The following is a 21,255-nucleotide window of genomic DNA, read 5'->3' on the forward strand; positions in this document are numbered from 1 at the left end:
AAAAATAAAAATCTTAGAAAAATCTTAACCGTATTTTCAAAAAAAAGCTAGTAACATTGAATAGTTATGAAAAATATGCTAATATAAAAATGTGTGATATGAGTGGAAAGAGTGAGCGTGTTGACGCTCACTCTTTTTGATGAATTTCTCGAAAATGTATAGGGAGGCGAAAATATTGGCAAATGTAGTCGAAATAGTCACTGACTTAGTTACTCCAATCTTGGAAGACTATCAATTTGACTTAGTAGATATTGAGTATGTTAAAGAAGGGAAAAATTGGTTTCTAAGAGTATTTATTGATAAAGATGGTGGTATTGATATCAATGAATGTGCACTAGTCAGTGAAGCATTAGGTGAAAAACTTGACACAATCGAGCCAGATCCGATTCCACAAGCCTATTTTTTAGAGGTGTCTTCACCTGGGGCTGAGCGACCTTTGAAAAAAGAAGAAGATTATGTAAATGCAATTGATGATTATATAAATATCTCTTTTTATCAAGCTGTTGAAGGAGAAAAGCAGTATCAAGGTTTCTTAAAAGAAGTTACCCCTGAGACGCTAACCCTATTAGTAAAAATAAAAACGCAAGAAAAAGAAATGACATTTGATAGAAAAAATATTGCCAAAGCGAGATTGGCTATTCAATTTTAAAATGGAGGTTAAGGAAATACATGAACAAGGAAATGTTAGGAGCATTAGACGCTCTTGAACGCGAAAAAGGTATTTCAAAAAGCATTGTCATTGAAGCACTAGAAGCAGCAATGGTATCAGCTTACAAGCGTCATTATGGACAAGCACAAAACGTAGAGGTTGAGTTTGACGAGAAAAAAGGAGATGTTCATATTTTTTCTGTCAAAGAAGTAACAGAAGAAGTAATGGATTCTCAACTTGAAGTTAGCTTAAAAGAAGCATTGACAATTAACGGTGCATACGAAATTGGTGATATGATTCGTTTTGAAGTGACACCAAAAGATTTTGGTCGTATAGCAGCTCAAACAGCAAAACAAGTTATTTTGCAACGTGTGCGTGAAGCTGAACGTTCAATCATCTACAATGAGTTTAGTGCTTATGAAAATGAAATTATGCAAGGAATTGTGGAACGTCAAGATAGTCGTTACATTTATGTCAATTTAGGTAAAATCGAAGCGGTATTATCAAAACAAGATCAAATCCCAAATGAAGTTTATCAACCACACGATCGCATCAAAGTTTATATTTCAAAAGTAGAAAACACATCAAAAGGCCCACAAGTATATGTGAGTCGTAGCCATCCGGATCTTTTAAAACGTTTGTTTGAACAAGAGATTCCAGAAGTGTATGATGGTGAAGTAGAGATTGTTAGCATTGCAAGAGAAGCAGGAGACAGAGCAAAAGTTGCTGTAACAGCGGCTAATAAAGACATCGACCCAGTTGGAACGTGTGTTGGACCTAAAGGGCAACGTGTTCAAGCGATTGTTAATGAATTAAAAGGCGAAAACATGGATATTGTTGAGTGGAATGAAGACCCTGCTGTCTTTATTTCAAATGCACTAAATCCAGCACAAGTAATAGATGTTATTTTTGAACCAAACCAACGTGCTTGTACAGTTGTTGTGCCAGATTTCCAATTATCATTAGCAATTGGTAAACGTGGACAAAATGCTAGACTAGCAGCAAAATTAACAGGTTATAAGATTGATATTAAACCTGAGTCTGAATGGGAAAAAATTGCAGCTGAAAATGAAGAAGAATTAATAGAAGAAGTTCTTGAAGCAAACGAAGAAATAGTTGTAGAAGAAATTCTAGAAGATGCTATTGATGACATCTCTGAAGAAGTAACTGAAGAGGTTGAAGTAGTTGAAGAAGATAGTATCATAGTAGAAGAAGATGAAGAATAAAACCACTTTTTGGGAGGCGAAATAGATGAAACAAAGAAAAATTCCAATGCGTAAATGTGTTGTATCGAATGAAATGAAACCTAAAAAAGAAATGATTCGTATCGTTCGTTCTAAAGAGGGCGACATTTCAATTGATCCAACTGGAAAAATGCCTGGTAGAGGGGCATATCTATCTATGGAACCAGAAGTTGTCCAAAAAAGTTGGGATCACAAGATTTTAGATAGAGTGCTAAACGATACGTTGACAGATGAATTCTATCAAGAGTTGCTAGACTATGTGTCACACCAAAAGGCAAGGAGAGAATTATTCGGAAATGGAAAATAAACAACGATTTCTTAATCTCTTAGGTTTAGCAATGAAAGCTGGTAAACTTGTTACCGGCGAAGAAACTACTTTACAGTCAGTCAGAAAAAATACTGTAAATTTGGTAATTTTAGCAAGTGACGCAAGTGAAAATACCGAAAAAAAAATGAGAGACAAGTGTCATAGCTATCATACAAAATTGATTTCGCCATGCACCTCAGCCGAACTGAGTTCAGCTATTGGCAAAAATCGTATGATTGTCGGGGTATGTGACACCGGATTTTCTCGAAAGATGTGTGAACTAATGACAGAATAGGACGGTGAGAGAATGAGTAAAAAACGCGTATATGAATTAGCAAAAGAACTAAATGTTCCTAGTAAAGATATCGTAGAAAAAGCTCAGTCCGCAGGTGTTGATGTAAAAAATCACATGAGTACATTAACTGACTCAGACATTAGTAAAGTCAAACACCTATTAGCACCTTCAAAAGCTAAGGGACAAGATAATAAAAAACCTGGTCAAGCACCAGTTAAAAAAAATAATCATTCTGATAAAAAATCAGAAAATAATGATAACAGTAAGGGTAATCGAGTGAATAATCAGAACCAAAACAAACAACAACCAACGAATAAATCAAACAATAATCAAAATGCATCAGCTAACGGAACTAAAAAACCAGCTGGAAATACTAATAGTCAACCAAACAGAAATAATAATTCGACTGGAAACAATAATAACAACCAAAATAAAGGTGGAAACCGTAATAACAATGGTAACCGTCCTTATCAAGGTAATCAAAACAACCGTTATAACAAAAATAACAAACGACGCAACAATAAAAAAGGGAAACATCAAACATCTAATAAACCAGCTGTACCACCACGTAAATTTAAAGAATTACCAGAAGTGTTAGTTTACACTGAAGGGATGAACGTAGCAGATATTGCTAAGAAAATTTACCGTGAACCAGCAGAAATTATTAAAAAATTATTCCTATTAGGTGTGATGGTTAACCAAAACCAAGCGTTAGATAAAGACACAATTGAATTATTAGCGACTGATTATGGTATTGAAGCAGAAGAAAAAGTTCAAGAAGACGTAGCAGATATTGATAAATTCTTTGAATCTGAAGTCGTTGATCCGGACAAATTAGTTAGTCGTCCGCCAGTTGTTACTGTTATGGGGCACGTTGACCACGGTAAAACAACCCTGTTAGATACATTAAGAAATGCTAAAGTAACTTCAGGTGAAGCTGGAGGTATCACGCAACATATTGGTGCCTACCAAATTGATATTGATGGCAAACCAATTACGTTCTTAGATACACCAGGACATGCGGCATTTACAAGTATGCGTGCGCGTGGAGCAAGTATCACAGATATTACTATTTTAGTTGTTGCAGCTGATGATGGTGTGATGCCTCAAACGGTTGAAGCCATTAATCATGCTAAAGCAGCAGAAGTCCCAATTATTGTGGCGGTCAATAAAATTGATAAACCAAGTGCCAATCCAGATCGTGTGATGCAAGAATTAAGTGAATATGGCTTGATTCCAGAATCATGGGGAGGAGACACAATTTTTGTTCCAATCTCTGCCAAATTTGGGGATAATATTGAAGAATTATTAGAAATGATTTTACTTGTTTCTGAAGTAGAAGATTTAAAAGCTGATCCAACACAACGTGCAATCGGAACAGTTATTGAAGCACGTTTAGATAAAAGCAAGGGACCTGTTGTAACATTATTAGTACAACAAGGAACACTACATGTTCAAGACCCAATCGTTGTTGGTAACACTCATGGACGTGTGCGTGTGATGACAAATGATATTGGTCGCCGTGATAAAGCAGCAGGACCAGCAACACCAGTTGAAATTACAGGGTTAAATGATGTGCCACAAGCTGGTGACAGATTTGTGACCTTTGAAGATGAAAAAACAGCTCGTGCAGCCGGTGAAGAAAGAGCAAAACGTGCGTTGTTAGAACAACGTCAAGTTAGCCAACGTGTGACATTAGACAATTTATTCGAAAGTCTTAAAGACGGCGAAATGAAAGAAGTTAATGTTATTATCAAAGCCGACGTTCAAGGATCAGCTGAAGCATTAGCTGCTAGTTTAACCAAAATTGATGTTGAAGGCGTACGTGTTAAAATCGTCCATTCAGCAGTTGGGGCAATTAACGAAAGTGATATCACATTAGCTTCTGCAAGTAATGCGATTATCGTCGGATTCAATGTTAGACCAACAGCACAAGCTCGTACACAAGCAGAACAAGAACAAGTAGATATTCGTTTACACAGAATCATCTATAAAGTTATCGAAGAAATCGAAACAGCGATGAAAGGGATGCTTGATCCTGAATTTGTTGAAAAAATTACAGGACAAATGCAAGTTCGTGAAACTTACAATGTATCTAAAGTTGGTACGATTGCAGGATGTTACGTAACGGAAGGATCTATTCGTCGTGATTGTGGTATTCGTTTGATTCGTGATGGCATTGTAATTCATGAAGGAAACTTAGCAAGCTTGAAACGTTTTAAAGACGATGCTAAAGAAGTTAAAATGGGATTTGAATGTGGTGTAACCATAGAAAACTACAACGACGTAAAAGTTGATGATGTAATCGAAGGATATATCATGGAAGAAGTTAAAAAATAATTCAGCTCATTTATATGAGGAGGATAAGCATATGGCAAATTACCGAGATCGTCGTGTCGCTCAAGAAATATTAAAAGAAGTGAATGATATTTTACATAAAAAAGTACGTGATCCACGTGTACAAAATGTAAGTATCACGGACGTAAAAGTAACAGGTGATTTACAAGAAGCAACAATTTATTATAGTTTATTAAGCGATAAAGCCTCAGATAAACAAAAAGCTCAAGAAGGATTAGATAAAGTCACAGGTTTAGTTCGACGTGAGTTAGGTCATAGATTAAGTATCTACAAGACGCCAGAAATAGCATTTGTTAGAGATGAGTCAGTAGAATACGGAAATCATATTGATGAATTATTAAGAGGATTAAATAAAGACTAAGTCAATTAGCTAGAGAATATTTTTCTCTAGCTTTTTTATGTTATAACATGAGTTTGTGTATCATTAACGGTAAAAAAATAATTGTGATAAACTAAAAGAAGATTAATTAGGAGGCGATTTAATTGATAAAAAATATCGGAATAGTTGGAACAGGTGTGATTGCAACAGAATTTGTCACACAGGTGGATATTTCTAAGTACGCGATTCACTCAGTTTATAATCGTAATGAACGCTCTTTGCGTACATTTAGAGAGACACATAATCTACACAATGGTTATACTGACTACAATGAATTTCTTGATGACGATGAGTTAGAATGTGTGTATATCGCTACGCCTAACCAAACACATTATGAATTTGCCAAAAAAGCTATTGAAAAAGGAAAACATGTCTTGTGTGAAAAAGTCATGGTTTTAAAAGCTGAAGAAGCCAAAGAGTTATTTGAGTTAGCTAAAAAACATCATGTCGTGATTTTAGAGGCCGTCACGTTATTTTATATGCCGATGTATCACGAAGTAAGTCGTTTATTAAAAGAAAATGTTTTAGGAAAAATCAGTACAGCTAACATCACATTCGGAAGTTGTAAAGAATATGATGAGAATAATCGTTTCTTCTCACTTGAAAAAGGTGGCGGAGCTTTATTTGATATTGGACCTTATGCTCTTTCAGCGGCTGTTTATTTACTTGGAACAGACATCGAATTTGTTTCATCAGAAGTTGTGATGGCACCAACTGGAGTGGATGAGAAATCTGTCACAGTATTAAAAACTAAAAATAATGAGTTAGCAAGTGTCATGCTATCTTTCAGAGGAAAACTACCAAAGCAAATTCTGATTACAGGTGACGAAGGATTTTTAAAAATTAATGACTTCCCAAGAGCGACAACAGCAGAAATTTTCTATAATAATGGGACAACACAAGTCATTGAAGATGGAAATGACCGCGATTTCTTTACTTATGAATTAGATATGTTAAACCACTTAGCAAGTGAAAAAGGGTTAAATCATGTACCAGATTGTCGTGAAGTTAGCCAACGAGTTGTTGAATTAATGGATGCCATGAGACAAGCTTGGGGATGGGAACTTTAATAAAAGTGAAATGGGGGGGATTCTCCTCCTTTTTTTGTTGCTTATAAAAGCCTTTTGTCTTAATTAGGTATGTAAGTATGCTATAATATTGGGGAAATGACGAAAAGAGTAGGAGAAGATTGATGGAAGGAATTATCCCTCTATGGAAACCACGAGGCATGACAAGTCATGATTGTGTCTTCCAATTACGAAAAATTTTAAAAACAAAAAAAGTAGGTCATAGTGGCACACTTGATCCGGATGTTGATGGTGTGTTGCCTATTTGTGTCGGTAAAGCCACAAAAGTTGTGGAGTATTTACAAGAATCAAATAAAGTATACATTGGTGAAGTGACAATTGGCTTTTCGACAGAAACAGAAGATGCAAGTGGAGAGGTCGTTGACACCACTCCAATTACTATTCCACTGACTGAAAAAGAAATAGATGATGCCATGTCACTGTTGACGGGGAATATTCAACAAATTCCTCCTATGTATTCTGCTGTAAAGGTGAATGGTAGAAGATTATATGATTATGCTAGAAAAGGTGAAACAGTAGAACGTCCAGTAAGACAGACGACGATTCACCACTATAAAAGACTTACGACACCCGAGTATAATGAAGAAACTCAAACACAGTCATGGAAATTTGAAGTAGATTGTGCTAAAGGAACGTATGTGAGGACTCTTGCAGTCGATACAGGAGAAAAACTAGGTTATGCCGCTCACATGTCAGATTTAACACGACTTTCTAGTGGTGGTTTTACCTCAAAAGAAGCGATAACTTTAGACGATATTCGTTCAAAAGTTGAAGAAGGACTAACAGACGATATTTTCTATCCTCTTGAGCGAGCAGTTGAATCTTTTCAAAAAAAGACATTAAGTTCAAAGGATTATCAATTAATTAAAAATGGTTTGGTCATGCCAGAGTCGTTTTTTGACGGATATGACCCAGTGCAACCAATTGCTTTATTTTTTAATGAGCAAGTAGTTAGTTTATATGGTAAACATCCAAGTAAACCAGGGATGTTCAAACCAATCAAAGTAATACGAAATGATTAAAGGAGTATTTTGTTATGCAAATTATTAACATTCATCATCCATATGACCCAGAAAAATTACCACAAGATGATGTTGTATTGGCATTAGGTTTTTTTGATGGTGTTCACAGAGGACATCAAGAAGTAATCAATACAGCAAAAAAAATTGCGAATGAAAAAGGATTAAAGTTAGCAGTTATGACCTTTAATCATCATCCAGCAGTTGTGTTTCAAAAAATTGATCATAAAAAAATGAAATATATCACAACCATTGAACAAAAAGAAGAACGTATGACGCGTTTAGGTGTCGATTATTTATATGTCATTGAGTTCACCTCATCTTTTGCAGGATTATCACCGCAAGAGTTTGTTGATGAGTACATGGTTGGCTTACATGCAAAAGTCGTTGTGGCAGGATTTGATTACACATATGGTAAAAAAGATACTGCCAATATGAGCGTATTACCTACATATGCTAAAGACAGATTTGAAATTGTCGAAGTACAAAAGTTGAGTGATAGAGAAGAGAAAGTCAGTTCGACAGCAATACGTGAATGCATGAAAATCGGAGACATGCGAGCGGCTAATCAATTATTAGGCTATGCTTATGAAACAACGGGTGTGGTTGTTCATGGCGATAAACGTGGACGATTATTAGGTTTCCCAACGGCTAATATAAAAGCACCATCGTATTCATTATTGCCTAAAGTGGGTGTTTATGTAGTAAAAATAAAAGTTGCCGACAAATGGTATATGGGTATGGCTCAAATTGGCTACAATATTACATTTGAAACTAATCGCCCAATGACGATTGAAGTAAATATTTTAGATTTTTCTGATGACATATACGGAGAGCAAGTCAGTGTGGAATGGCTACACTTTTTACGTGGCGAGAAAAAATTTGATAATGTTGACGGATTGATCGCGCAATTAAAACAAGATGAACAAGATACAAGGGAATATTTTGATAACTTAGGAGGGCTCGTATGACGTCGGCTTATATTCATATTCCTTTTTGCGAGCACATTTGTTTTTATTGTGATTTTAATAAAGTATTTATTGAAGGACAACCTGTCGATGAATACATCGAAGCGCTACTAAAAGAAATAAAATTAACCAAAGAATTATATCCATCTGATACAACAGAAACAATTTATATCGGTGGAGGGACACCAACTTCTTTATCGGCTAAACAGCTAGATCGTTTACTTGGTGGAGTAAAGGAGTTATTACCTTTTAATCAAACTGATGAATTTACAGTAGAAACAAACCCTGGTGATTTAACACTCGATAAAATAAAGGTCATGCAAACTCATGGTGTGAACCGTTTGTCTATGGGAGTTCAAACGTTTGACGACAGGTTATTAAAGAAAATCGGACGTAAACACACTGCTCAAGATGTATTTGATACTATGACTCTTTTAGAAAAAGCGGCTTTTTCAAATGTCAGCATAGATTTAATATATGCTTTACCAAATCAGACAATGGAAAGTTTTGAAGATACATTAGATAAAGCAATCGGGCTTGATTTACCACATTATTCAATGTATTCACTTATTTTAGAAAATAAGACGATGTTTTATAATTGGGCAAGACAAGGTAGATTGCATCTTCCGGGGATTGATGTTGAAGGAGATATGTTTGAACGAGCGATTGAGCGTATGACATTAGCTGGTAAACACCAATATGAAGTGAGTAATTTTTGTGAGCCTGGAAAAGAAAGTCAGCACAATCTGGTTTATTGGAATAATGATCACTACTATGGTTTAGGAGCAGGGGCAAGTGGTTACTTAGGTAATGTACGATATAAAAATCATGGGCCAATCCAACATTATTTGGAACCATTGCGACAAGATAAGTTGCCAACTATCACAACTGAAAATTTAACGATCAAACATCAGATGGAAGAAGAAATGTTTTTAGGTCTTCGAAAAAAACAAGGTGTATCATTAACTAACTTTGAAGAAAAGTTTGGGCAAAAGTTTGATTCAGTCTATGGTGAGATAGCACAACAACTAATAGATGAAGAAATGCTACAAATTAAAAACTCATATATTTCTCTAACAGATAAAGGGTTGATTTTAGGGAATGATGTTTTTGAGAAGTTTTTATTAGAAAAATAAGAAAGAACAGTCTAAAGCGAAGAATTTAGGCTGTTTTTTTGTTATTCTCGTTTTTTTGGCAAAATAAACAGACAAATTTTTGTGATTGCTAAAAAAATATTATGGGATAATAGAGTCAAAACATTGATATATCAATGTTTTTAAGATCTGTGCGTTTGGGTTTAGCACTCTTAATAAAAGAGTGCTAAAAAAGAGGTGCTTTTAGTTGACAAAAAAATTAATCCTTGATATATTTGATAATGTAGTTAGCACTTAATAAGAAAGAGTGCTAATAAGGAAGGTGATTCGCATGTTGAGTAGTAGACAAGAACACATCTTACAACTATTAGTTCAGCTCTATACTGAGACGGGGCAACCTGTTGGATCGAAGACGTTGATGAATAGTGGCATTACTGTCAGTTCAGCAACCATTCGAAATGAGTTATCTAAATTGGAAGATTTTGGTCTTATTCAAAAAATGCACACGTCTTCTGGTAGAATCCCTTCAATGCAAGGTTATCGCTATTATGTGGATCATTTAATGGATCCTAGTAAGGTTAGTTCTACCGATGTTCAACACATCAAACGATTATTTAATCGCAAATTTAATGCGACAAATGAAATTATTGAATGGTCGGCGAATATTTTATCGGAGTTGACGAGTTACACAGCTTTCTCGTTAGGGCCAGAAGTAAAAGAAAGACGGCTTACAGGTTTTCAAATTGTTCCATTGAATGCCCGTCAGTTAATGGCGATTATTGTGATTGATCAAGGATATGTTGAGAGTCAAGTGTTTTCAATTCCACATTCAGTGTCAACTGAAGATATCGAAAAAATGATTCGAATAATCAATGATCGATTGTTGGGAGAAACACTTTTGACAGTTTACCACAAACTTCGAACAGAGATTCCTTTAGTACTCCAACGTTACTTTAGTAATTCTAGTAATATCTTGTACTTGTTTGAGGATGTGTTCAATCAAGCATTTGATGAGCAAATCTATGTTGGTGGTGGGATGAATTTATTAAGTTCAGAAGCCATCACTAATCCAAACGAATTTCAATCGGTTTATTCATTAATTAGTGATACAGATAAGCTAACAGAATTACTTATCTCAGACACAGATGAAAAGATTGATATCAAGATTGGAGAGGAGCTAAACAACGAATTGTTGCAAAACATGAGTTTAGTGACAGGATCATACGATGTTTTTCAACGAGGTAAAGGTTTAGTCGCAGTTTTAGGACCTGCTAACATGTCCTATTCGAAACTGTTAGGAGTAATGGATGTTTTAACAGATGAGCTTTCTAGGCATCTAGAAACATATTATCGACATTTGGAAAATAGTGGAGAGTGAAAGGAGACTGACATAAGTGAAGAAAGATAAATCAGTTGATAAAGTTAATGAGGAAGAAGAAAAAAAAGACGAATCGACAGTAAAAACAAATGAAACTGTAGAAGAAGTAGTTGAAGCAGAAGAAAACGTCGAAACAGAAGAAAATTTAGAAGAAAAACTTCAAGAAGAGTTGGACAAAATGGAAGATCAATTCTTAAGAGCGCAAGCAGAAATTGCTAATATGCGTAATCGTCATAAAAAAGAGCGTGAAGAAGCATCAAGATATCGCGCGCAGGAATTAGCAAAAGAATTGTTGCCAGCTTTAGATAACTTAGATCGTGCCTTAGCGATTGAAGTAAGTGACGAGCACGGTGAGGCAATGAAAAAAGGAATTGAGATGGTTCGCGAAAGCATGTTACATGCCTTCAAGGAATCAGGTATTGAGGAAATAAAAGCCCAAGGTGAAGTATTTGATCCAAACTTACATCAAGCTGTTCAAACAGTCCCAGCTGAAGATGGACAAGATTCAGATGTAATTGTTCAAGTGTTACAAAAAGGATACATCTTACATGACCGTGTCTTAAGACCTTCAATGGTTATTGTGACACAATAATATAAATTTAACATTTAAAAATAAATTAATTAGATAAAGGAGATTTTTAATATGAGTAAAATAATTGGTATTGACTTAGGAACAACAAACTCTGCAGTAGCTGTATTGGAAGGCGGAGAAGCAAAAATTATTACTAACCCAGAAGGTAACCGTACAACACCATCTGTTGTATCATTTAAAAATGGGGAAATTCAAGTAGGTGAAGTTGCTAAACGTCAAGCAGTAACAAACCCAAATACAATTTCTTCTATTAAACGTCATATGGGTGAACCTGGATATAAAGTAGAAGTTGAAGGGAAAACATATACTCCACAAGAAGTTTCAGCAATGATTTTACAATACATCAAAGGATTTGCTGAAGATTATTTAGGAGAAAAAGTTGATAAAGCAGTTATTACTGTTCCAGCTTACTTCAACGATGCTCAACGTCAAGCAACAAAAGATGCTGGTAAAATTGCTGGTTTAGAAGTTGAACGTATTGTCAATGAACCAACTGCAGCGGCTTTAGCTTATGGTTTAGATAAAACTGACCGTGACGAAAAAGTGTTAGTATTTGACTTAGGTGGTGGTACATTTGACGTGTCTATCCTTGAATTAGGTGATGGCGTATTTGATGTATTATCAACTGCAGGGGATAATAACCTAGGTGGGGATGACTTTGACGAAAAAATCATCGACTATTTAGTAGAAGAATTCAAAAAAGAAAATGGCATTGATTTATCTAAAGATAAAATGGCAGTTCAACGTTTGAAAGATGCAGCTGAAAAAGCGAAAAAAGATTTATCAGGTGTAACAAGCACTCAAATTAGCTTACCATTTATTACTGCTGGAGAAGCTGGACCACTTCACTTAGAGTTAAACTTAACTCGTGCGAAATTTGATGAATTAACATCTGATTTGGTTGAAAGAACTAAAATTCCAGTTCGTCAAGCAATCAAAGATGCTGGTATCTCAACTTCAGAAATTGATGAAGTTATCTTAGTTGGTGGATCAACTCGTATTCCTGCAGTGGTTGAAGCTGTAAGAAAAGAAACTAAAAAAGAACCTAACAAATCAGTTAACCCTGATGAAGTAGTCGCAATGGGTGCTGCTATCCAAGGTGGGGTAATCACTGGTGATGTGAAAGATGTGGTCTTACTTGATGTTACACCGTTGTCATTAGGTATTGAAACAATGGGTGGTGTGTTCACTAAATTAATCGACCGTAACACAACAATCCCAACAAGTAAATCACAAGTCTTCTCTACAGCAGCAGACAACCAACCAGCCGTTGATATTCATGTCTTACAAGGTGAACGTCCAATGGCAGCTGACAACAAAACATTAGGAAGATTCCAATTAACAGATATTCCTGCAGCTCCACGTGGTGTGCCACAAATCGAAGTATCATTTGATATCGATAAAAACGGTATTGTTAACGTAAGTGCAAAAGATTTAGGTACTCAAAAAGAACAAACTATTACAATCAAATCATCTTCAGGTTTAACAGATGAAGAAATTGAACGTATGGTAAAAGATGCTGAAGCAAATGCTGAAGCAGATAAAGAACGTAAAGAAGAAGTTGATTTACGTAACGACATCGATGCATTATTATTCTCAGTTGATAAAACTTTAGGCGAGTTAGAAGGTAAAGTTGATGCGGACGAAGTGAAAAAAGCAGAAGATGCTCGTGATGAATTAAAAGCAGCTGTAGAAGCTAATAACATTGAAGATATGAAATCTAAACGCGATGCATTAAATGAAATCGTACAATCTTTAACTGTAAAATTGTATGAACAAGCAGCAGCGCAACAAGCACAAGAAAATCCAGAAGCAGCACAAAGTGGCGCGGATGATGTTGTTGATGCGGACTTTGAAGAAATCAACGACGACGAGAAATAATGATGAGCCAAGAAAAAAGCCAAAGCATTGTGCTTTTGGCTTTTTCTCTTGATTATCACGATAAAGCATTCTAAAATTGATTGATTTGTGGTATGATTTAAACGAATTTAGACGTTTTAGAAAAATGGAGGGTTAGTTATATATGGCCAAAAGAGATTATTATGAGGTTTTAGGAGTATCTAAAACAGCAACAGATGATGAGATTAAAAAAGCCTATCGAAAACTATCCAAAAAATATCATCCAGACATAAATAAAGAAGCCGATGCAGAAGAGAAGTTTAAAGAAGTATCTGAAGCATTTGAAGTATTAAGCGATGCACAAAAACGTGCGGCTTATGACCAATATGGCCATGCAAGTACTGATCCAAACTTTGGTGCTGGTGGTTTTGGCGGTGGTGGTTTCCAAGATTTTGGTGGTAGTTTCGGAGGGTTTGAAGATATCTTTGAATCATTCTTTGGCGGTGGAGGACGTTCTAGTAATCCTAATGCGCCAAGACAAGGTTCAGATTTACAATACACATTAGACTTAACATTTAATGAAGCAATCTTCGGGTTAGAAAAAAGTATTCGTTACAATCGTGAAGATGAGTGTGCGACATGTCATGGGACTGGAGCAAAACCAGGAACACATCCTGAAAATTGTCCTAAATGCCATGGCTCTGGTGTCATCAATGTTGAAAGACAAACGCCACTTGGTCGTATGATGAGTCAACAACCATGTGATGAGTGTCAAGGAACAGGAAAAATCATCAAAGAAAAATGTGAAACATGTCATGGCGCAGGCCGCATGATTAAATCGCATTCTGTTAAGGTTACAGTTCCTGCTGGTGTTGAAGATGGACAACAAATGCGTCTATCTGGACAAGGAGAAGCAGGATACAATGGTGGACCTTATGGTGATTTATATGTTGTCTTCAGTGTGGAAGATAGCCCTATCTTTGAAAGAGATGGGTCTGAAATTTACTATGATCATCACATTACCTTTGTTCAAGCAACATTAGGAGATGAAATTGAGGTACCAACAGTTCACGGTCGTGTGAAATTAAAAATTCCAGCTGGAACTCAAACTGGTACAACATTTAGACTAAAAGGTAAAGGAGCACCTAAACTTCGTGGAAATGGTAACGGGGATCAACAAGTTACTGTAACAGTCGATACACCGACAAAACTAAACGAAGATCAAAAGAAATTATTGCGTCAATTTGCTGAACTAAATGGTGAAAAAGCAGCCGTTGAGCAAGAAGAAGGTTTCTTTGATAAAATGAAAGATGCTTTTTCCTCAAATCATAAGAAAAAGAAAAAATAAAGTAAATAAAAAAAGTAAAACTGTTTAGCTGTTTTACTTTTTTTATTTTTACTTGAAATAAATTGCAAAAACGTTTATGATATATCATTAGATAGTAATGTTTACGATTTAAAAGAAAGTAGGGAATGAGTTAATGAAACGATTAACCAAAATTATTTTAGGTGTGGCTTTGACTAGTTTACTTGTTGCATGCGGTAATACGGCAAAAAAAGATAAAAAAGAAGCAGATAAACTACAAGTGGTAACCTCTTTTTATCCAATGTATGATTTTGCGAAAAAAGTAACAGGAGACAAAGCAGAGGTGACGGTTTTAACAGAAGCTGGTGTAGAACCTCATGATTATGAGCCAAGTGCAAAAGATTTAGCTAAAATTCAAAATGCTGATGTATTTATTTATAATTCAAATGAGATGGAAACATGGGTAAGAGATGTCCTTGCATCTATTGATACGAAAAAAGTGAAAGTGATTGAAGCAAGCCAAGGTATTGATTTGATGAAAGCAACTGAAGAACATGAGCATGAAGGAGAAGACTCACATGATCATCAATTAGATCCGCATGTGTGGTTAGATCCTGTTTTGGCTAAAAAAGAAGTAGAGACGATTACAAAAGGCTTAGTTGAAGTTGATACACCAAATAAAGATATCTATGAAAAGAATTCAACTGACTTTACACAGAAACTAAATAAATTAAATGAAGCTTACGTGGATGCAACAAAAGATGCCACGCAAAAAACATTTGTCACACAACACACTGCCTTTTCATATTTAGCTAAACAATATGGATTAAAACAGGTGGCAATTTCTGGCATTTCTCCTGATCAAGAACCTACACCTAAAGAATTAAAAAATATTGAAGACTTAGTCAAAAAAGATAATATTAAAGTGATTTATACAGAAAGTAGCGCGTCATCAAAAGTAGCCGAAACCATTACTAGTGCAACTGGAGCGACACTTTCAGAACTTAATCCATTAGAGAGTTTAACTAAAAAAGAGATGGATGGGGGAGAAGATTATCTGTCTGTTATGTATACGAATTTGGAACACTTAAAATTAACCATAAAATAAACGATGGAAACCTAGAATATTTCTAGGTTTTTATTGTTTTTATGGGCCTTAAAGCTGTAGAATAAAGCGACAAGGGGAGGTGAAAAAATGGAAAAAAGAAGTAGTAAATTAAAGGGTATGATTTTAGCTATTTTAGGTGGCGTTTTTTGGGGTGCATCTGGAGTAGTGGCTGAATATTTGATGACAACAAAACACGTATCAGCTAGTTGGCTTGTAGCTGTTAAAATGATTGTGGCAGGTTTTTTAATTTTAATGTATCAAATGGGAAAAGGGAATAAAGATAGCTTATCTCCTCTAAAAAATAAAACTGAATTAATTCAATTAATTATTTTTAGTGTATTGGGAGTACTTGGGTTACAGTATTCTTTTTTCAAGGCTATTCAAGTTAGTAATGCAGCGACTGCAACGATATTACAATATTTATCACCAATATTATTAGTCGTTTATTTTATTATCGAAAAAAAAGAGCTACCCAATAAATTAAGTGTAGTCAGTATTGTGCTATCATTATTGGGAACTTTTTTATTAGTAACTAAAGGAAATCTAAATGAATTAGCTATTTCACCGAATGGGTTGTTTTGGGGATTATTATCCGCATTTTTTGGCGCTTTTTATATTATTCAACCAAGAAAACTTATGGCAAAATATGGGACAACACTTATTATAGGCTGGGGTATGTTAATAGGTGGGATGTCTTTTCAAGTTTATCAACCGATTTGGCAAGATGTACCTACTTTTACCCCTGGTGTGTTACTAGGAATTTTAGTTATAGTGATTATTGGTACCGTTTTTTCATATATCTGTTTACTTAAAAGTACAGAATATATACCACCACAGTTTTCGAGTTTATTAACATCATTTGAACCATTAAGTTCAGCTTTATTTTCAGTTTTATTTTTAGGGTTGGTTTTAAAACCTATCGAGATAGTCAGTATGTTATTGATTATTTTTGCTGTTTTTCTATTGTCTAGATGTGATGTTTAATTTGAAAGGTCATGTCTATTTATATTTTAGGTAAAATAGGCTATAATTATTTACAAGATATAATATAGATAAAAAAGTATCATTTTTTGAAAACAGAATTGGAGGAAGATGTATGTCTAAACAACAAATTGGTGTTGTCGGTATGGCAGTCATGGGTAAAAACTTAGCGTTAAATATAGAAAGTAGAGGATACACTGTTTCTATTTTTAACCGTACATCAGCAAAAACAGAGGAAGTTATCAAAGAGCATCCTGATAAAAATTTAGTTGCAACTTATTCTATCGAAGAATTTGTTAATTCTCTTGAGACACCAAGACGAATTTTATTAATGGTAAAAGCAGGTAAAGCGACTGATTTAACAATCGAAAGTTTACTACCATTTTTAGATGAAGGTGATGTGTTAATCGATGGTGGGAATACTTACTTCAAAGATACTATCCGTCGTAATGAAGCACTAGCAACTTCTGGTATTAACTTTATTGGTACTGGTGTATCTGGTGGAGAAGAGGGAGCGTTAAAAGGACCTTCTATGATGCCGGGTGGACAAAAAGAAGCGTATGAATTAGTAGCCCCAATCTTTGAACAAATTGCAGCAAAAGCAGAAGATGGTGAGCCATGTGTGACTTATATTGGACCAAATGGAGCTGGTCACTATGTAAAAATGGTACATAATGGAATCGAGTATGGAGACATGCAATTAATTGCTGAATCATATGATATCTTAACTCGTGTTTTAGGATTATCAGTTGAAGAAGTTGCTGCTATCTTTAAAGAATGGAATACAGGTGAGTTAGATAGCTACTTAATCGAAATCACGTCAGATATTTTAACGCGTAAAGATGATTTAGGAACTGGTAAACCAATTGTTGATGTTATCTTAGATGCTGCTGGTAACAAAGGAACTGGTAAATGGACAAGTCAAAACGCACTTGATTTAGGAACACCACTACCACTTATTACAGAATCTGTTTTTGCTCGTTACATATCAGCATTAAAAACTGAACGTGTAGCGGCAAGTGAAATTATTCCTGCACCACCAGTGAAAGAATTTACTGGAGATAAAAAAGAATTTGTAGAAAAAATTCGTCAAGCATTATACTTTAGTAAAATCATGAGTTACGCACAAGGATTTGCTCAAATGCGTATGGCTAGTGAAGAATACGGCTGGGATTTAAACTATGGTAATATTGCGAAAATCTTTAGAGCTGGATGTATTATTCGTGCCCAATTCTTACAAAAAATTACGGATGCCTATGAACGAAATCCAGAAATTAAAAATCTTATTTTAGATGATTATTTCTTAGATGTCACAACAAAATACCAACAATCAGTTCGTGATGTTGTTGCCTTAGCTGTTGAAACAGGTGTGCCTGTCCCAACATTCTCATCAGCTATTTCTTACTACGATTCTTATCGTACAAAAGATTTACCTGCTAACATCATTCAAGCACAAAGAGATTACTTTGGTGCTCATACATACGAACGTAAAGATCGTGATGGCGTGTTCCATTATGATTGGTATGGTGAAGAAAATAAATAAGCATATTAAAAATCCAGTTACTAGAAAAATAGTAACTGGATTTTTTTAGTTATCGTTAAGCACCCATTCGTTAATAGCATGTGCTACACCATCTTCATCATTTGTTTTAGTAATTTTATCTGCAATATTTTTTACACTCTCTAGCGCATTTCCCATTGCAACCCCAATACCAGCATATTCAATCATAGATAAGTCATTTTCATTGTCGCCAATGGCCATGACTTCTTCTTGTTTAATGTTTAAATGTTCAGCCAGTTCTTTGACTGATTCTCCTTTAGTTGCTTTAGGGTCAAGTATTTCTAAGTAGTAAGGAGCGCTTTTAACGATTGAAAAACGGTCATAATACTCTTGAGGGATTTTTTTAATTGCGGCATCAAGAATATCTTCATGATCAATCATCATAGCTTTTACAAGTTTGATATCTTTTGTCATGTCATTTACGGGTTTATATTGTAGTGGAATACCAGTAATCACTGCTTCATTAATAGTATAGGGACTAATGTCAGTGTTAGCTGTATACATAGTATCGGCATCTTGAGTATGAAAATGCACGCCGAGTTTTCTAGATAAAAGCTCCACATCTTGATAGTCTTCTAATGATAATGAATGACGTAAAATGACTTCTTTTGTTCCGGCATTTTGAATCATGCCGCCATTGTATGTAATAATAAAACTATGGTCATTTTCAAGACCTAATTCTTTTACTAAATCAATAACCCCAATCGAAGGACGTCCTGTTGTTAAGACAATATCGATTCCTAAATCAGATGCTTTTTTGATTGTTTCTTTCACTTTTGGTGTTAACTTTCTTTCTGAATTGACCAATGTTCCGTCAATATCTATAGTTACCATTTTAATACCCAAATATTACACGTCCTTTTTGATTATTTCTCCATTTTTAATGGAGTTGCTGAATAAATTAATAGAGTCTTCAAATAAAGTATAATTGTCTAACGAATTGGATGCAAGCATTTCATTAGGAAAATAAAAACGTTGATCACCTTTAGATTCACCAGCAATTGCTCTAACAAGTTCACTCGCACTAGCTAATTCAATCAATTGCCCATCAGGATAGATAAGTTCAATCTGTGTTTTATTCTGCAACTTTTCTGGTTTATAAAAATCATAAGGTAAATCAAAACTCGAGTTAATCGCTGTGTAATATCTTTCGTCAAAGCCAACTTTTTCTACTAGTTCTTGTAACTCAGGTAATAGAATAAAAGTTTCCTTTGAAAATGTTGCTGACTTGAATGGTACACGGTTTAAGAATCGTTTTGATAAATCATTTAAAATAGCATCATCTGATTGACTCCAAAGATGGAAGGCTGTTGTTAACACACCATCATCTAAAGCTAAATAATCCTCTAGGTTAAATTCATGTGACAGAAAAGGAACGAGTAGAGGTGATGCTTTGACAAAGTAGTGTTTATTGTCCTGATACAGATCTTGCGCTCGTTGTAGTAAACGATCTAATACCATTTCCATACCACGAGAAACAGGATGAAAGTAAATTTGCATATACATTTGGTATCGACTAACGATATAGTCTTCAACCGCATGCATTCCGCTAACTTTAAAAACAATTCCACTTTTATGCGGTCTGATGACACGTAATATACGAGTTAAATCAAAGGTTCCGTATTCTGTTCCAGTGAAATAAGCATCTCTTAGTAAGTAATCCATTCTATCAGCATCTATTTGACTTGAAATGAGTTGGACGACTTGCTTATTTGGATAAGTTTTTGCAATGACACTTGCTACTTTTTCTGGAAAATCATCAGATACTTGGCGTAATATTTTGTTGATTTCAGTGTCACTAGATGTGATGATATCAACAGTAAGTTGTTCATGATTTGTTTTAAAGATTGATTCAAATGTGTGGGAGTAAGGCCCATGTCCTACATCATGTAAAAGTGCCGCACATAACGTGATGAGTCTTTCAGAGTCATCCCAGCCATCTTCACCAAACTCTGCCACATCATAATTTCGCTTAAAGTAATTACAGATACGACGAGTGATTTCATACACACCAAGCGAATGCCCGAAGCGAGAATGCTCGGCTGTATGGAATGTTAAAGAAGTCGTTCCAAGTTGTTTGATTCGTCTCAAACGTTGAAATTCTTTTGCATTGATTAATTCTAATATGATGGGGTGTTCCACTTTTATATCATGATGAATAGGGTCTCTAAATACTTTTTCAATCAATTAATTAGTCTCCTTTAAAATAGTCGTGATGCCTTCATTGCGTTGCTCCATGCGTTTAAACCCTTTATCGTAAGTTTCTTTTAATTCAACAGAGTCTAAAAACATTTCAAATTGTTGTTGTGCCGTTTTATCCAAAACAAAGGTTTGACTGATTGCTCCTATTATAAGTGATTTTACTCGTTCGACAGATAGATCTTCTAAAAGTAAGTCGGATAAATTTTTCATTGAGTCAGGATTTACTGGTGGGAAAGGATCTTTTCCGAAATCTTCTTTTAGTCCTGATAAATAAAATTCTTTCACTAATTCCCCACGTTTTTCTTGATTGCCATTGATACTGATATAAATCATGATACCCAATCCTTTTTTTATACGACGTTGGGCAATACCAGCAAATTTCTTTTGATTAATACTTAAATCAAATTCACCTGGACAATATGAGTCAGTTACTTCAAAAGATTCTACAGTAGCATCCCATGAAGATAGGGCATTTGAAATAATGTCTTTCATCGTTTCATACCCATGATTAATACTTGTTTGATTAGTAAACTCTTGTGGTAGAATAATCGAAAAATTTAATATTCCTTCATCAGCTACCACAGCTAGACCACCGGAATTTCTAACAACTGGATGATAGTCATTTTTTCTCACAGATTGTATCGCATCAGATAGGTGTGTTACCCTAGTATCTTGCATACCTAAGATTAATTCGTTTGTCATGGTCCAAAAATGAATAATAGGAATTTGGTGTTTTCCTGAATAATCAGCCAATATATCAGTAAATATAAATGGATCATATTTTTTTTCGTTTGTTAATTGAGGTTGTTCAAATAAAACAACAGGTGGTTTTGAAGACATAATGTACAACTCCTTTATATTCTTCTCTCATTATACCGATTCTCTTG

At 34.9% G+C, this 21,255-nt stretch carries 19 protein-coding genes and 2 pseudogenes; 18 read left to right on the forward strand and 3 right to left on the reverse strand.

All coding sequences use genetic code 11. The features are described 5' to 3' along the window. Positions 1-175: 175 nt before the first annotated feature. The 18 genes and pseudogenes from rimP (at position 176) to gndA (ending at position 18,148) form a co-directional block, all read left to right on the forward strand. Entirely contained in the window at positions 176-649 is a 474-nt protein-coding gene (gene rimP / locus DW196_RS06570) for a ribosome maturation factor RimP (protein WP_071456577.1), read from the forward strand. 20 nt (positions 650-669) lie between these two features. Then, positions 670-1,875 (forward strand): transcription termination factor NusA, encoded by a 1,206-nt coding sequence (gene nusA, locus DW196_RS06575; RefSeq protein WP_118250686.1) that lies wholly within the window; start codon positions 670-672, stop codon positions 1,873-1,875. 25 nt (positions 1,876-1,900) lie between these two features. After that, complete coding sequence (rnpM, locus tag DW196_RS06580; protein WP_118250687.1) at positions 1,901-2,200, forward strand: RNase P modulator RnpM; 300 nt, start codon at positions 1,901-1,903, stop codon at positions 2,198-2,200. Continuing rightward, on the forward strand, positions 2,190-2,495 hold the full coding sequence (locus tag DW196_RS06585) for a ribosomal L7Ae/L30e/S12e/Gadd45 family protein (RefSeq protein ID WP_071456580.1): 306 nt from the start codon (positions 2,190-2,192) through the stop codon (positions 2,493-2,495). Before rnpM ends, DW196_RS06585 begins: the two co-directional genes overlap by 11 nt. 12 nt (positions 2,496-2,507) lie before the next feature. Further along, positions 2,508-2,619: pseudogene (locus DW196_RS11755) on the forward strand (translation initiation factor IF-2 N-terminal domain-containing protein); the annotation flags it as partial. A gap of 239 nt (positions 2,620-2,858) precedes the next feature. Further along, positions 2,859-4,835 (forward strand): annotated as a pseudogene (gene infB, locus DW196_RS06590) (translation initiation factor IF-2); the annotation flags it as partial. A gap of 31 nt (positions 4,836-4,866) precedes the next feature. Then, positions 4,867-5,214, forward strand: coding sequence for a 30S ribosome-binding factor RbfA (gene rbfA / locus DW196_RS06595; RefSeq protein ID WP_118250688.1), 348 nt, complete (start codon positions 4,867-4,869; stop codon positions 5,212-5,214). A gap of 122 nt (positions 5,215-5,336) precedes the next feature. Then, a complete protein-coding gene (locus DW196_RS06600) occupies positions 5,337-6,302 on the forward strand; it encodes a Gfo/Idh/MocA family protein (protein WP_118250689.1) in 966 nt (321 codons plus the stop codon). Between the two features lie 122 nt (positions 6,303-6,424). Beyond that, positions 6,425-7,342, forward strand: a complete 918-nt coding sequence (gene truB / locus DW196_RS06605; protein WP_118250690.1) for a tRNA pseudouridine(55) synthase TruB — start codon at positions 6,425-6,427, stop codon at positions 7,340-7,342. A gap of 14 nt (positions 7,343-7,356) precedes the next feature. Continuing rightward, a complete protein-coding gene (locus DW196_RS06610; RefSeq protein ID WP_118250691.1) occupies positions 7,357-8,310 on the forward strand; it encodes a bifunctional riboflavin kinase/FAD synthetase in 954 nt (317 codons plus the stop codon). Beyond that, positions 8,307-9,443 carry a radical SAM family heme chaperone HemW gene (gene hemW, locus DW196_RS06615; RefSeq protein ID WP_118250692.1) on the forward strand — a complete coding sequence of 379 codons (1,137 nt, stop codon included), beginning with the start codon at positions 8,307-8,309 and terminating at the stop codon, positions 9,441-9,443. The genes DW196_RS06610 and hemW overlap by 4 nt, the downstream gene beginning before the upstream one ends. A gap of 289 nt (positions 9,444-9,732) precedes the next feature. Beyond that, positions 9,733-10,779, forward strand: coding sequence for a heat-inducible transcriptional repressor HrcA (hrcA, locus tag DW196_RS06620; RefSeq protein ID WP_118250693.1), 1,047 nt, complete (start codon positions 9,733-9,735; stop codon positions 10,777-10,779). A gap of 16 nt (positions 10,780-10,795) precedes the next feature. Then, positions 10,796-11,371 (forward strand): nucleotide exchange factor GrpE, encoded by a 576-nt coding sequence (grpE, locus tag DW196_RS06625; RefSeq protein WP_071456587.1) that lies wholly within the window; start codon positions 10,796-10,798, stop codon positions 11,369-11,371. A 51-nt stretch (positions 11,372-11,422) separates the two neighbouring features. Then, on the forward strand, positions 11,423-13,252 hold the full coding sequence (dnaK, locus tag DW196_RS06630; protein ID WP_118250694.1) for a molecular chaperone DnaK: 1,830 nt from the start codon (positions 11,423-11,425) through the stop codon (positions 13,250-13,252). Positions 13,253-13,394: 142 nt separating this feature from the next. Then, a complete protein-coding gene (gene dnaJ / locus DW196_RS06635) occupies positions 13,395-14,558 on the forward strand; it encodes a molecular chaperone DnaJ (RefSeq protein WP_118250695.1) in 1,164 nt (387 codons plus the stop codon). A gap of 133 nt (positions 14,559-14,691) precedes the next feature. After that, positions 14,692-15,624 (forward strand): metal ABC transporter substrate-binding protein, encoded by a 933-nt coding sequence (locus tag DW196_RS06640; RefSeq protein WP_118250696.1) that lies wholly within the window; start codon positions 14,692-14,694, stop codon positions 15,622-15,624. Positions 15,625-15,711: 87 nt separating this feature from the next. Then, positions 15,712-16,608, forward strand: a complete 897-nt coding sequence (locus tag DW196_RS06645; RefSeq protein ID WP_118250697.1) for a DMT family transporter — start codon at positions 15,712-15,714, stop codon at positions 16,606-16,608. Between the two features lie 112 nt (positions 16,609-16,720). Further along, on the forward strand, positions 16,721-18,148 hold the full coding sequence (gene gndA / locus DW196_RS06650) for an NADP-dependent phosphogluconate dehydrogenase (protein WP_071456592.1): 1,428 nt from the start codon (positions 16,721-16,723) through the stop codon (positions 18,146-18,148). A 45-nt stretch (positions 18,149-18,193) separates the two neighbouring features. On the opposite strand, the gene yidA is transcribed toward gndA, so the two are convergent. The 3 genes from yidA to DW196_RS06665 are packed head-to-tail and all read right to left on the reverse strand — an operon-like array spanning position 18,194 to position 21,208. Continuing rightward, the gene (gene yidA, locus DW196_RS06655) at positions 18,194-19,012 is read right to left on the reverse strand and encodes a sugar-phosphatase (RefSeq protein WP_118250698.1); all 819 of its coding nucleotides are present in this window, start codon (positions 19,010-19,012) and stop codon (positions 18,194-18,196) included. 3 nt (positions 19,013-19,015) lie between these two features. Beyond that, entirely contained in the window at positions 19,016-20,353 is a 1,338-nt protein-coding gene (locus tag DW196_RS06660) for an HD domain-containing protein (protein ID WP_118250699.1), read from the reverse strand. Then, complete coding sequence (locus DW196_RS06665) at positions 20,354-21,208, reverse strand: lipoate--protein ligase family protein (RefSeq protein ID WP_118250700.1); 855 nt, start codon at positions 21,206-21,208, stop codon at positions 20,354-20,356. It abuts the gene before it with no gap. Positions 21,209-21,255: the final 47 nt, after the last annotated feature.

Source organism: Vagococcus sp. AM17-17 (assembly GCF_003471765.1).
GTDB classification, from domain to species: domain Bacteria; phylum Bacillota; class Bacilli; order Lactobacillales; family Vagococcaceae; genus Vagococcus; species Vagococcus teuberi.